Raw genomic sequence first — 12,140 nt, 5'->3', positions numbered from 1 at the left:
GCCCCCCACCGGCTCTATCAGACGGCACGCAGACCACCTGCTGTCCCGCCCGGAGGATCCATGACCCCGCCCAACGCCTCTCACGAACCGTACGGCTCTCAGGCGTCGTACGGCTATGAAGGCGACCAGCCGCTGGTGCGTCCTTACGCGATGACCGGCGGCCGGACAAGGCCCCGCTACCAGCTCGCGATAGAGGCGCTGGTGAGCACGACGGCCGACCCGGCGCAGCTGATGGGGCTGCTCCCGGAGCACCAGCGCATCTGCCACCTGTGCCGCGAGGTCAAGTCGGTGGCCGAGGTCTCGGCGCTGCTCTCCATGCCGCTCGGCGTGGCCAGGATTCTCGTGGCCGACCTGGCCGAGGCCGGGCTCGTCGCCATTCACCAGCCCGGCGGCGACGAGAACGCCGGCGGCCAGCCAGACGTGACACTGCTCGAAAGGGTGCTCAGTGGACTTCGCAAGCTCTAGCAGCGGCGGAGGCCGCTCCACCACCAGCGCGAAGATCGTGGTGGCGGGCGGCTTCGGCGTGGGCAAGACCACGTTCGTCGGGGCGGTCTCTGAGATCAACCCGCTGCGCACCGAGGCCGTCATGACGTCCGCCTCCGCGGGCATCGACGACCTCACCCACACCGGCGACAAGACGACGACGACCGTCGCCATGGACTTCGGCCGCATCACCCTGGACCAGGACCTGATCCTGTACCTCTTCGGTACGCCCGGACAGGATCGCTTCTGGTTCATGTGGGACGACCTCGTCCGCGGCGCCATCGGCGCCGTCGTGCTCGTCGACACCCGCCGTCTCGCCGACTGTTTTCCGGCCGTCGACTACTTCGAGAACTCCGGTCTGCCCTTCGTCATCGCGCTCAACGGCTTCGACGGCCACCAGCCGTACACCCCCGATGAAGTGCGCGAAGCTCTCCAGATCGGTCCCAACACCCCGATCATCACCACGGACGCCCGACACCGTGCGGACGCAAAGAGTGGCCTGATCACACTCGTCGAGCACGCACTTATGGCCCGACTCAAGTAGACGAGGACGTACGGCAGTTGCCGTAGATTCCACAGAGTGGTCTGTGTCATTTGACACGGATGACCGCTCTGTTCATAACGTTTCGACAGAGAATTCGCCGGGCGCCGCCACGCGTCGCGGTCATTCGGTGTCGCTGCGCGCACAAGAGCCCCGCCTTTTGGCGGGGCTCGCTCTTTTTGACCGTTTTATCTGAGGCTTACACCACTCGGAACTTGCCCTTCCCACTGTTTGGTAGAGGACCCCCTGACGTGCTGGAATGCGCTGAACTGCCCAGTAGCACGGGCCTTGGAGACGACAGCGGGACCGGTGTAGGTCCCGCCGCCGAGAGGTTGTTGGTCGAGTGAGGCGAAGCAAGACGAGCCCCGCACCGCCGCAGACGCGGGACACGCGGGGCAACTTCACCCCGCCGCCGCGCACAGCGGCGTCCCCCGCCGATGTGCAGGGCATGGAACCGCCGGCGCCCTCCGGCGGCAGAATGTCCCCGCGCAACTGGCGCGTGCCGACCCGCCTGAACGCGATCCTCCTCATACCCGTGCTCGTCGGTCTCGTCATGGGCGGCTTCCAGGTCAAGGGCTCCATCGACACCTGGAGCGAGGCCCAGGACGCCGAGCACACGGCCCGCCTCGTGCAGGCCTCGCTGAACTACGGCAACCGCCTCATCGAAGAGCGCGACATCTCCGCCGCCCCGCTGCTGCGCGGCGAGAAGAACGCCCCGGCCGTCGTGAAGGCCCGCAAGGCCACCGACAAGGCCGCCGAGGAGTTCGACGCCGCCGCCGAGAACATGCCGCAGAAGGAAGGCCTCAAGCGCCGCCTCGACGGCTTCCACAAGGTGGAGCCGGGTCTGCAGTCCCTGCGCCAGGCCGCGTACACCTCCAAGCTCCCCGGCGCGCAGACCGAAGAGGCCTACGTCGGCATCCAGCACCCCCTGATGGAGTTCGCCAACGAGCTCGGTCTGGGCACCGGAAACATCACCAGCTACGGCCGGACCGTCTACGCCATCTCGCTGACCAAGGCCGCGCTCTCCCTCGAGCGCTCCATCGGCATGCACCTGCTGGTCAAGCCCGGACCGACCGCGAGCAGCTTCGGCAAGCAGAAGGTCGCGCTCTCCTCGTACGCCTACCTCGAGGGCATCGCCATCGAGGAGTACACGGGCGGTGGCACCCCGCAGGACGTCGCCAAGCTCGAGGCCGCCAAGAAGAAGCTGAAGGCCGACGGCGAGAAGCAGGCCAAGCAGGCCGCCGCCGCCGCGAAGGCCCAGGGCAAGACGTTCGTCCCGCCGCCGTCCCCCGAGGCCATGGTCTCCGCCATCGCGACGCTGCCGAGCACGCAGCCCAGCGCCCGCGTGGCCCTCGCCGGCAAGGGCGTCACCAAGGAAGCCTGGTGGGCCACGACGTCCGCCAAGTTCGACGCGTACCGCACCATCGAGTCCGACCTCGCCGACAAGGCGGTGACGGAGGCGTCGGACATCGCCGCCGACGCCCAGCGCAACGCGTACATCACCGGCGCCATCGTCGTGATCGCGCTGCTCGCCGCGTTCATCCTGGCCGGGATGATGGCCCGCCAGATGTCCAAGGCGATGCGCCAGCTGCGTACGGCCGCCTTCGGCATCGCCGAGCAGCGCCTTCCGATGCTGGTCGACCAGCTCTCGCGCACCGACCCCGGACGCGTCGACACCCGCGTACAGCCCATCCCGATCTCCTCCACGGACGAGATCGGCGAGGTCGCCCGCGCCTTCGACCAGGTGCACCGCGAGGCCGTCAGGCTCGCCGCCGAGCAGGCCCTGCTGCGAGGCAACATCAACGCGATCTTCACCAACCTCTCGCGCCGCAACCAGTCCCTGATCGAGGGCCAGCTGACCCTCATCACCGACCTGGAGAACAACGAGGCCGACCCGGACCAGCTGGAGAGCCTCTTCCGCCTGGACCACCTGGCGACCCGTATGCGACGCAACGGCGAGAACCTCCTGGTCCTCTCCGGCGAGGAGCCGGGCCGCCGCTGGGACCAGCCGGTTCCGCTGGTCGACGTCCTGCGCGCCGCCTCATCCGAGGTGGAGCAGTACGAGCGCATCGAGCTCTCCGGCGTTCCGGAGGCCGAGATCCACGGCCTCGCCGTGACCGACCTCGTGCACCTGCTCGCCGAGCTCCTGGAGAACGCCACCACGTTCTCCTCGCCGCAGACCAAGGTCCGCGTCACCGCGACCCGTCTGCCCGACGGCCGCATCATGGTCGAGATCCACGACAAGGGCATCGGCCTCACCGCCGAGGACTTCGCGGACATCAACCACAAGCTGGCCAACCCGCCGACGGTGGACGCCGCGATCTCCCAGCGCATGGGTCTGTTCGTGGTCGGGCGCCTCTCCGACCGGCACGGCATCCGCGTCCAGCTGCGCCCCTCGGGCGAGCAGGCCGGCACGACCTCGCTCGTCATGCTCCCCGACGGGATCACGCACGGTGGCGGCGGCGAACACCAGCTGCCCGAGTCCGAGTTCACGGTCTCCTCGATCATGCCGGAGCAGCAGGCCCCGGAGCAGCCCGCCTTCCACCACGAGCCGATGCGTACGGCGGCCGAGCTGGGCTTCGACGACAGCCGGTACAACGGCGACTCCGTCGAACCCGCGGACCTCGACCCCGTCGGCCGTTCGCTGATGCGCGAGGAGCGGCGTGCCGCCCTGGAGGCGCAGGCGCAGTCCACCGACGGCCGTCCGCTCTTCCGCGACGAGATATCCGCGCAGCAGCAGGGCTTCGAGCAGCAGCAGGGCGGTTACGAGCCCGGGTACGACCAGCAGGCCCCGGCGTACGACGAGTACAACCAGGGCCAGGCGGCGCAGCCGGCGTACGACGACGCGTACTACCCGGCGCGTGACGGGTACCAGGACGCCCCCTATACGGAGGCCGGTCACGACGATCACGCCGCTCGTACGGGTGCCGTCTCCGAGCCGTTCGCGGCCTACCCCGACCGCTCTCACCAGGACGACTGGCCGTCGAACGACGGATACGAGAGCAACTCGGGCGCGTATCAGGCCGAGTACGCTCCGGAACCGGAATCCGGTCCGGCGGCTCCCGCGAACGGCGCCGAGCGCGTAGGCTTCGAGCGTCCCGGACCGGTCCCGTCCGCAGTCCACGACACCACCGCCGCGGGCCTCCCGCGCCGCGGGTCCACCGGTGCGGCGGGCAGCGACAGCGCTTCGGCCCCGATGGGTGACGCGTTCGGGAACACCTCCGGCGACGCGTTCGGGAACAATGTCGGCAACAGCGAGAGCAACTGGCGTTCGTCGTCCAACGACGACCGCTGGCTGCGCGCCGAGTCGCTGAAGGAGCCCAAGGCGGGTGGCGTCACCCCGTCCGGTCTCCCGAAGCGGGTGCCCAAGGCCAATCTGGTCGAGGGCACGGCGGAACAGACCCCACAGGGCGGCCCTCAGGTCTCCCGCGACCCCGAGGACGTTCGGGGTCGGCTGAGCAACCTGCGCCGCGGCGTCCAGCGGGGACGCAGCGCAGGCAGTGACACCACGAATGGCCAGGGCCTCGGCCCTGACAGCACCTACAACCAGGAGCGTTAGTGTGAGCCCGATGAGCCAGGCGGCGCAGAACCTGAACTGGTTGATCACCAACTTCGTGGACAACACCCCTGGGGTGTCCCACACGGTGGTGGTCTCCGCCGACGGACTCCTTCTGGCGATGTCCGAAGGCTTCCCCCGCGACCGGGCCGACCAGCTCGCGGCCGTCGCATCCGGTCTGACCTCCCTCACCGCCGGGGCCTCCCGGATCTTCGAGGGCGGTTCCGTGACCCAGACCGTTGTGGAGATGGAGCGAGGATTTCTCTTCCTCATGTCCATCTCTGACGGCTCCTCGCTGGCCGTCCTCGCCCACCCGGATGCGGACATCGGTCTCATTGGGTACGAGATGGCACTTCTTGTGGACCGTGCCGGCACCGTACTCACGCCCGACCTGCGTGCGGAGCTGCAGGGGAGCCTTCTCAACTAGTAGACGTACGGTGCGTTTTCGCGTCCCGTGGCCGTAAGGTTTCGGGACGCGGCTCCAGAATGATGGTGCCCGGCACAGTCGGAGGAGGAGTACGTGGCAGGCTCAGGAACACCCCCGGACGGTTCGTCATCGGCCAACTGGTCGCCTGGTCACGGCCAGGGGCAGGGGCCGCACGACGGGGCGCCCAACCGTTACAACTTCCCCTCCGCGCCCAGCCAGCACCGCAGGCCTTACCAGCAGCCGCAGCAGCCGGGCCCCCGCCAGAGCCCGTACGAGCAGCCTCACACCCCCAGGATCCAGCCAGTGCAACCACAGCGACGCGCGCCCGAGTCGGCGCCCGCTGCGAGCAACCCCCTGGTGCGCCCGTACGCCATGACGGGCGGCCGCACCAGGCCCCGGTATCAGCTCGCCATCGAGGCGCTGGTGCACACCACCGCCCAACCGCACCAGTTGCAGGGCCAGTTGCCCGAGCATCAGCGGATCTGCAATCTGTGCCGCGAGATCAAGTCAGTCGCTGAGATCTCGGCACTTCTCACCATTCCTCTCGGCGTCGCCCGGATCCTCGTAGCCGACCTGGCGGAGGCCGGACTTGTCGCCATCCATCAGCCTGGCGGCGACGAGTCCGCCGGCGGCCAGCCAGACGTGACACTGCTCGAAAGGGTGCTCAGTGGACTTCGCAAGCTCTAGCGGCGGAGCAACAGCTCGCTCCACCACCTCCGCGAAGATCGTGGTGGCGGGCGGCTTCGGCGTGGGCAAGACCACGTTCGTGGGGGCGGTCTCTGAGATCAACCCGCTGCGCACCGAGGCCGTCATGACGTCCGCCTCCGCGGGCATCGACGACCTCACCCACACCGGGGACAAGACCACCACCACGGTGGCCATGGACTTCGGCCGCATCACCCTGGACCAGGACCTGATCCTGTACCTCTTCGGTACGCCCGGACAGGACCGCTTCTGGTTCATGTGGGACGACCTCGTCCGCGGCGCCATCGGCGCGGTGGTCCTGGTCGACACGAGGAGGCTCGCCGACTGCTTCCCCGCCGTCGACTACTTCGAGAACTCCGGCCTGCCCTTCGTCATCGCCCTCAACGGCTTCGACGGCCACCAGCCGTACACGCCGGACGAGGTGCGCGAGGCGCTGCAGATCGGCCCGGACACCCCGATCATCACGACGGACGCGCGGCATCGCGCCGACGCCAAGAGCGCGCTGATCACGCTCGTGGAGCACGCGCTGATGGCGCGGCTGCGCTAGCGGTCCTCGCCCGTACGCGAAGGCCCCGGTACTCCAAGGAGTACCGGGGCCTTCGTCGTGTGCGGTCAGGCGGCCTGGGCTCAGCCCTGCCAGCTGTGCGGGGCGCGGAAGCCGGGCGAGCGCTCCAGGCGGCGCCAGCCGGCCTTGTCGCGGCCTCGGCGGGGCGTGGGGGCCTGCGCGGTGGCGGCGGCGCCACGGGCCAGCAGGATCGCCGTGATGGCGGCGACCTCCTCGGGCTCGGCGTGGCCCTTCTCGACGCGGATGTCAGGAGTGTTCATGTGCAGCGTTCTCCTTGTGGGCTACTGCGGGACTACTGCGGGGGGTTGCCGTGCTTGCGCGACGGCAGGTCTGCGTGCTTGTTGCGGAGCATCGCGAGGGAGCTGATGAGCACCTCGCGGGTGGCGGCGGGGTCGATGACGTCGTCGACCAGGCCGCGCTCGGCCGCGTAGTAGGGGTGCATGAGCTCGGCCTTGTACTCCTTGACCATCTTCTGCCGCATGGCCTCGGGGTCCTCGGCCGCCGCGATCTGCCGGCGGAAGATGACGTTGGCGGCGCCCTCGGCGCCCATCACCGCGATCTCGTTGGTGGGCCAGGCGTAGGTCAGGTCGGCGCCGATGGACTGGGAGTCCATGACGATGTAGGCGCCGCCGTAGGCCTTGCGCAGGATCAGCGAGATGCGCGGCACGGTGGCGTTGCAGTACGCGTAGAGCAGCTTGGCGCCGTGCCGGATGATCCCGCCGTGCTCCTGGTCGACGCCCGGCAGGAAGCCGGGGACGTCCAGGAGGGTCACGATCGGGATGTTGAAGGCGTCGCACATCTGGACGAAGCGGGCCGCCTTCTCGGAGGCCTCGATGTCCAGGACACCGGCCAGGGACTGCGGCTGGTTGGCGACGATGCCGACGACCTTGCCGTCCAGGCGGGCCAGGGCGCAGATGATGTTGCGCGCCCAGCGCTCGTGGACCTCGAGGAAGTCGCCGTCGTCGACGAGCTCCTCGATGACCTTGGCCATGTCGTACGGACGGTTGCCGTCGGCCGGGACCAGGTCGAGCAGGACGTCCGAGCGGCGGTCCGCCGGGTCGTCCGAGTCGTGGGTGGGCGGGTTCTCGCGGTTGTTCGAGGGGAGCATCGCGATGAGGTAGCGGACCTCGGCGAGGCAGGTCTCCTCGTCGTCGTACGCGAAGTGGCAGACGCCGCTCGTCTCGGCGTGCACGTCGGCGCCGCCCAGGCCGTTCTGGCTGATCTCCTCGCCGGTCACCGCGCGGACCACGTCCGGTCCGGTGATGAACATCTGCGAGGTCTCACGGACCATGAAGACGAAGTCGGTCAGGGCGGGGCTGTAGGCCGCGCCGCCCGCGCACGGGCCCAGCATCACGCTGATCTGCGGGATGACGCCGGACGCCTTGGTGTTGCGCTGGAAGATGCCGCCGTATCCGGCGAGCGCGGAGACGCCCTCCTGGATACGGGCGCCGGCGCCGTCGTTCAGGGAGACCAGCGGGGCACCGGCCGCGATGGCCATGTCCATGATCTTGTGGATCTTCGTGGCGTGGGCCTCGCCGAGGGCGCCGCCGAAGATGCGGAAGTCGTGGGCGTACACGAAGACCGTGCGGCCCTCGACCGTGCCCCAGCCGGTGATGACACCGTCGGTGTACGGCTTCTTCGCCTCCAGGCCGAAACCGGTCGCCCGGTGCCGGCGCAACTGCTCGACCTCCTGGAACGACCCCGCGTCCAGAAGCAGCTCGATCCGCTCGCGTGCGGTCAGCTTGCCCTTGGCGTGCTGGGCCTTCGTCGCCTTCTCGCTGGGGCCGCGCAGCGCCTCGGCACGGATCGCGTGCAGCTCGGCCACGCGGCCGCGTGCGTCGGTGGGCTCGCCTTCGGGAGAAGAAGCGGTGTCGTCCAAAACGGTCATGTAGTGACCTTACGAAGTGCACCTAGTGAAACGGACCGTCGACTCTGCACAGTCTCCGGCCCGTTTTCCTGGCACCCCCGAACAGAAGCCCTTCGCCGTACGCGCGAAGTGACTGCTCAAGGCCGTCTGCGGCTGTAGGGATTCCACAAAGGTGGGCGTGAGAGACAGCTCACAGGGTGGGTGGGGGGTGAGCGCTGTGGGTGAGCGGCGCGCTACTGAGAGCTATAGGTTGAATGTTGAACTGAACCGCGCTAGAGTCAATCTCGTTGAACATTCAACAGATTCATCCCCCGTAGCTCGCAGCTCGGGCCTCCCGCTCGTAGCTCGTCCCCCAAGGAGCAGTCATGGGTCTCTTCGGCCGCAAGAACGAAACCGCCACCTCGTCCTCGACCTCCTCCGCCACGGCCACGGCCGTCGCTCCGGTCAGCCCGGAGCTGGCCGCCCTGACCGGCGAGTACACGATCGACCCCTCGCACACGTCGATCGGCTTCGTCGCCCGCCACGCCATGGTCACCAACGTCAAGGGTTCCTTCACCGACGTCGCCGGCACGCTGCACCTGGACGGTACGGACCCGGCTCAGTCGACGGCTTCCATCGACGTACAGATGGAGAGCATCGACACCGGCAGCGCCGACCGTGACGGTCACCTGAAGAGCGCGGACTTCTTCAAGACCGACGAGTTCCCCGAGATGACCTTCCGCTCCACGAAGGCGGAGGCGCTGGGCGGCGACGACTACCGCATCACCGGTGACCTGACGATCCTCGGCACCACGAAGCCGCTCTCCATCGACCTGGAGTTCAACGGCTCCGCCACCGACCCCTTCGGGAACGAGCGGGTCGGCTTCGAGGGCAAGGCGGAGATCCTGCGCTCGGACTGGGGCCTGACGTGGAACGCGGCGCTGGAGACGGGCGGGGTGCTGGTCTCCGACAAGATCAAGCTGAGCTTTGACATTTCCGCGATTCGTTCTGGCTCCTGAGCCTTGGGCGGTTTCCTGGGCCGCCGCTTCGCGACGGATGCTTGCCCGCCCACCCACCCGATTACCCCGCGTACAGGGGTGGGGTGGGTGGGCTGGTTCGTTTCGTACGCGGCTTGGGGTGGGGGGCGGTTCGTCCGCCACTAGGGGTGGGTGGGCGGGTTCGTTTCGTCCGCCACTTTGGGGTGGGTGGGGTTGGTTCGTTCGGGGCTTGGGGTGGGTGGGGGTTCGGTTTTGGTGCGGGTGCGGTCGTGGGTCCCTCTTGGGTTACGGCCACGTTGGGTTGCGGCCCAAATAGCGCAGTAGCTCTGCTGCTTCGCCCTCGGGCTCGGTGTTCTGCGTCGGCTCCACCGGGGGTGCGAAAGCGAAGGCTCGGAGGGGTTCGACTATTTGGTGGGCCACGCGCAGCAAGGGGCGGGCCAACTCGTCGTTGAGTGGGGAAAGTTGGCCGGTGGCCATCGCTATGTCCCAGGCGTGGACCGCCGCGTCCAGGGCACAGGCGCCGACCCCGAGGGTGGCCGGCATGGTGCCGGGCGGAAGCGGTACCGGTACCTCCTGGGAACCCTCGTCGACCGCCGCCCAGGCTTCGGCTGCCGCCGCCAGCGCCGGTTCGAGCAGGGCCTCCGGGGAATCCGTCAGCTTGCCGGAGGGTGTGAAGGGGTTTCCTTCCGGGCCTGGGCCTCCGGTGAGGGCCGAGGCGTAGCCCAGCTGGTCTCCCGCGGCGTGCTGCAGGACCTGCGTGACGTTCCATTCCGTGCAGGGCGTCGGGCGCTCCCAGTACCCGTCCGGTACGCCCCGAACGGCCGCGCGAAGTGCCGCGTGTGCGTCGTCGAGGATGGCCCAATTGGTGTTCGTCGCGCCGTGCTCGCTCACGTCGCCCCCTCCTCCTGTGGAACCCGCCGACCGGGCAACCTCACCTTGCCCTAGAGCGCGGTCCAGCTTCTAGCGTCGCGCCCATGACCACAGAGAAGGCGCGACAGCGCAGGATCGGCAGCGGGTTCGGGGCGCTCAGCACGGCGGACGACGTGCTCGACGGCGTCGACCTCTCGGGCAGGACGGCGCTGGTGACCGGCGGCTACTCCGGGCTCGGCCTGGAGATCACCCGGGCGCTCGCCCGGGCAGGGGCGCACGTCGTCGTGCCGGCGCGCAGACCCCGCGTCGCGGAGGACGCGTTGCGGGGCACGGACCGCGTGGAGGTGCGGGCGATGGACCTGGCGGACCAGGACAGCGTCAAGCACTTCGCGGAACGCTTCCTTGCCACCCACCCCACCCTCGACATCCTCGTCAACAACGCGGGCGTCATGGCCTGTCCCGAGGCCCGCGTCGGCCCCGGCGGCGCATGGGAGTCCCACTTCGCGATCAATCACCTCGGCCACTTCGCCCTGGTCAACCGCCTCTACCCGGCGCTGAGTCGGGGCACGGCCGCACGCGTGGTGTCGGTGGCCTCGTCCGGGCACTTCCTCTCCGACATCCGTTGGACAGACCCGCATTTCGACGCGGGGTACGACCGCTGGCTCGCCTACGCCCAGTCCAAGACGGCGAACGCGCTCTTCGCCGTGCACCTCGACTCCCTGGGCGCGGCGGGCAGCGGCCCGCGGGCCTTCTCCGTACACCCCGGCAGCATCCTCACGCCCCTCCAGCGCCACATCCCCCGCGAGGAACAGATCGCGCAGGGCTGGATGAGCGCCGACGGCACGCCCGCGCAGGGCTTCAAGACCCCGGCGCAGGGTGCGGCCACGGCAGTGTGGGCGGCGACGTCACCACTCCTCGACGCGCGGGGCGGCGCGTACTGCCAGGACTGCGATGTGGCGGAGCCCGCCCTGACGGACGACATGCTGACCGGTGGCGTCAAGCCGTGGGCGACCGACCCCGATGCGGCGGCCCTCCTGTGGCGGCTCTCCGCCGAACTGACGGGATGTGGCGATGAGTTCGGGCGCCTGGGACCATGACCCCACGGAGCCCGACCAGCACGAGTGAATCACCATCGCGTCGTACGAGAACGTGTCCCGACGGCCGCCGGCGCGGCTGTTTCGTGATCCATCTCCTGGCCGACGCACTGCGTTCACTGGGTCGGCACCCGTCCCAGCCCGCCTCACGTGTGGACGGACTCCGTGTGGGCCAGGATCGCCTTCGCCAGGGGGCCCTGGACCGCCGGGGGCAGCGCGTGGCCCATGCCCGCGATCTCCACCACGTGCGCGCTGCCGCCGCCGATGACCTGTGCCAGGTGGTGCGGGTGCGGGGGCGGGAACACCGGCTCTGCCGGGCCGGACACGATGAGCGTGGGGACCTTCGTGCGGGCCAGTTCGTCGGTGCGGAGCATGTGGGAGTCGTCGGCACGGGCGTGGGCGGTGGAGGCGATGTGGGTGCCGGTGTGCTCGATGATCCGGCGCTCGAGGGCGCGGAAGTACGCGTCGTCCACGTCGAGTTGACGGCCGTTCAGGACGCGCCAGTGCTCCACCCTGCGGTCCAGCTCGGCCTCGACTCCCCTGTCCTCGACCGGGCGGGACCACATCTCCAGGACTTCCGGCGCGATGCCGGGGAGTTCGCCCACGGGGACGCTGGTTCCGTCCGGTGCCACGTACGGGGTCTCGCTGAGCGCGCAGGTGCCGATGAGCGTGGCGCTGAGGACGCGCTCGGGATGGTCGGCGAGGACCAGCTGGGTCAGCATGCCGCCGAGGGACATGCCCACCAGGTGAGCACGCTCCACTCCCCAGCCGTCCAGGACGGCCACGGCATCCCTCGCCAAGTCGGTGATGGGGTAAGGGTGTTCGTCGAAGGTGGTCGTGGAGCGGCCGGTGTCCCGGTGGTCGTAACGGATGACCTGATGCCGGGCGGCGAGCTCGTCGACCAGGGCGTCGGGCCACCCGAGGCCCGACGCCTGGGCGCCCATGATCAGGAGCAGCGCGGGGGCGTCGGGCGCGCCACGCCGCTCCGTCCAGAGGCGGATGCCGGGGGCCGCTTCGACGTACTGCTGCTGATGGTGACGCATGGGGTGACCTTC

The 12,140-nt window shown here is 69.3% G+C and carries 12 protein-coding genes; 8 read left to right on the top strand and 4 right to left on the bottom strand.

All coding sequences use genetic code 11. The features are described 5' to 3' along the window. Positions 1-60: 60 nt before the first annotated feature. From AB0M70_RS28180 to AB0M70_RS28155, 6 genes are all read left to right on the top strand, one after another. The gene (locus tag AB0M70_RS28180; RefSeq protein ID WP_363212493.1) at positions 61-465 is read left to right on the top strand and encodes a DUF742 domain-containing protein; all 405 of its coding nucleotides are present in this window, start codon (positions 61-63) and stop codon (positions 463-465) included. Next, positions 446-1,027, top strand: coding sequence for an ATP/GTP-binding protein (locus tag AB0M70_RS28175; RefSeq protein ID WP_160507410.1), 582 nt, complete (start codon positions 446-448; stop codon positions 1,025-1,027). Before AB0M70_RS28180 ends, AB0M70_RS28175 begins: the two co-directional genes overlap by 20 nt. Positions 1,028-1,367: 340 nt before the next feature. Further along, positions 1,368-4,583, top strand: a complete 3,216-nt coding sequence (locus tag AB0M70_RS28170; protein WP_365824020.1) for a nitrate- and nitrite sensing domain-containing protein — start codon at positions 1,368-1,370, stop codon at positions 4,581-4,583. A gap of 10 nt (positions 4,584-4,593) precedes the next feature. After that, positions 4,594-5,007: a roadblock/LC7 domain-containing protein gene (locus tag AB0M70_RS28165; RefSeq protein WP_135330751.1), complete on the top strand. Its 414-nt coding sequence runs from the start codon at positions 4,594-4,596 to the stop codon at positions 5,005-5,007. Positions 5,008-5,100: 93 nt separating this feature from the next. Further along, on the top strand, positions 5,101-5,694 hold the full coding sequence (locus AB0M70_RS28160) for a DUF742 domain-containing protein (protein ID WP_363212490.1): 594 nt from the start codon (positions 5,101-5,103) through the stop codon (positions 5,692-5,694). Further along, complete coding sequence (locus AB0M70_RS28155) at positions 5,675-6,259, top strand: ATP/GTP-binding protein (protein ID WP_030361923.1); 585 nt, start codon at positions 5,675-5,677, stop codon at positions 6,257-6,259. Before AB0M70_RS28160 ends, AB0M70_RS28155 begins: the two co-directional genes overlap by 20 nt. Before the next feature lie 80 nt (positions 6,260-6,339). Here the strand turns inward: AB0M70_RS28155 and AB0M70_RS28150 are convergent, their stop codons facing one another. Further along, complete coding sequence (locus AB0M70_RS28150; protein ID WP_363212489.1) at positions 6,340-6,537, bottom strand: acyl-CoA carboxylase subunit epsilon; 198 nt, start codon at positions 6,535-6,537, stop codon at positions 6,340-6,342. 32 nt (positions 6,538-6,569) lie between these two features. Beyond that, a complete protein-coding gene (locus AB0M70_RS28145) occupies positions 6,570-8,165 on the bottom strand; it encodes an acyl-CoA carboxylase subunit beta (RefSeq protein WP_365824017.1) in 1,596 nt (531 codons plus the stop codon). 344 nt (positions 8,166-8,509) lie between these two features. Here AB0M70_RS28145 and AB0M70_RS28140 point away from each other — a divergent pair, with 344 nt between their 5' ends. Further along, entirely contained in the window at positions 8,510-9,142 is a 633-nt protein-coding gene (locus tag AB0M70_RS28140; protein ID WP_365824015.1) for a YceI family protein, read from the top strand. Between the two features lie 264 nt (positions 9,143-9,406). On the opposite strand, the gene AB0M70_RS28135 is transcribed toward AB0M70_RS28140, so the two are convergent. Beyond that, entirely contained in the window at positions 9,407-10,012 is a 606-nt protein-coding gene (locus AB0M70_RS28135; protein ID WP_365824013.1) for a TIGR03086 family metal-binding protein, read from the bottom strand. A gap of 83 nt (positions 10,013-10,095) precedes the next feature. Between AB0M70_RS28135 and AB0M70_RS28130 the strand changes: the two genes are divergently transcribed. Further along, positions 10,096-11,088: an SDR family NAD(P)-dependent oxidoreductase gene (locus tag AB0M70_RS28130; RefSeq protein ID WP_365824011.1), complete on the top strand. Its 993-nt coding sequence runs from the start codon at positions 10,096-10,098 to the stop codon at positions 11,086-11,088. A gap of 143 nt (positions 11,089-11,231) precedes the next feature. Here the strand turns inward: AB0M70_RS28130 and AB0M70_RS28125 are convergent, their stop codons facing one another. Next, positions 11,232-12,128 carry an alpha/beta hydrolase gene (locus AB0M70_RS28125; RefSeq protein WP_365824009.1) on the bottom strand — a complete coding sequence of 299 codons (897 nt, stop codon included), beginning with the start codon at positions 12,126-12,128 and terminating at the stop codon, positions 11,232-11,234. Positions 12,129-12,140 lie beyond the last annotated feature (12 nt).

Source organism: Streptomyces sp. NPDC051214 (assembly GCF_040682375.1).
Classification (GTDB): domain Bacteria; phylum Actinomycetota; class Actinomycetes; order Streptomycetales; family Streptomycetaceae; genus Streptomyces.
The sequence above is the reverse complement of the archived record's forward strand: the minus strand, read 5'-3'. Positions and strand labels throughout refer to the sequence as shown.

What these genes read in the sequence shown, in the direction of transcription:
- AB0M70_RS28150 (WP_363212489.1), bottom strand. Translation starts at nt 6,537, where the DNA reads ATGAACACTCCTGACATCCGCGTCGAGAAGGGCCACGCCGAGCCCGAG.
- AB0M70_RS28125 (WP_365824009.1), bottom strand. Translation starts at nt 12,128, where the DNA reads ATGCGTCACCATCAGCAGCAGTACGTCGAAGCGGCCCCCGGCATCCGC.
- AB0M70_RS28145 (WP_365824017.1), bottom strand. Translation starts at nt 8,165, where the DNA reads ATGACCGTTTTGGACGACACCGCTTCTTCTCCCGAAGGCGAGCCCACC.
- AB0M70_RS28165 (WP_135330751.1), top strand. Translation starts at nt 4,594, where the DNA reads ATGAGCCAGGCGGCGCAGAACCTGAACTGGTTGATCACCAACTTCGTG.
- AB0M70_RS28130 (WP_365824011.1), top strand. Translation starts at nt 10,096, where the DNA reads ATGACCACAGAGAAGGCGCGACAGCGCAGGATCGGCAGCGGGTTCGGG.
- AB0M70_RS28140 (WP_365824015.1), top strand. Translation starts at nt 8,510, where the DNA reads ATGGGTCTCTTCGGCCGCAAGAACGAAACCGCCACCTCGTCCTCGACC.
- AB0M70_RS28180 (WP_363212493.1), top strand. Translation starts at nt 61, where the DNA reads ATGACCCCGCCCAACGCCTCTCACGAACCGTACGGCTCTCAGGCGTCG.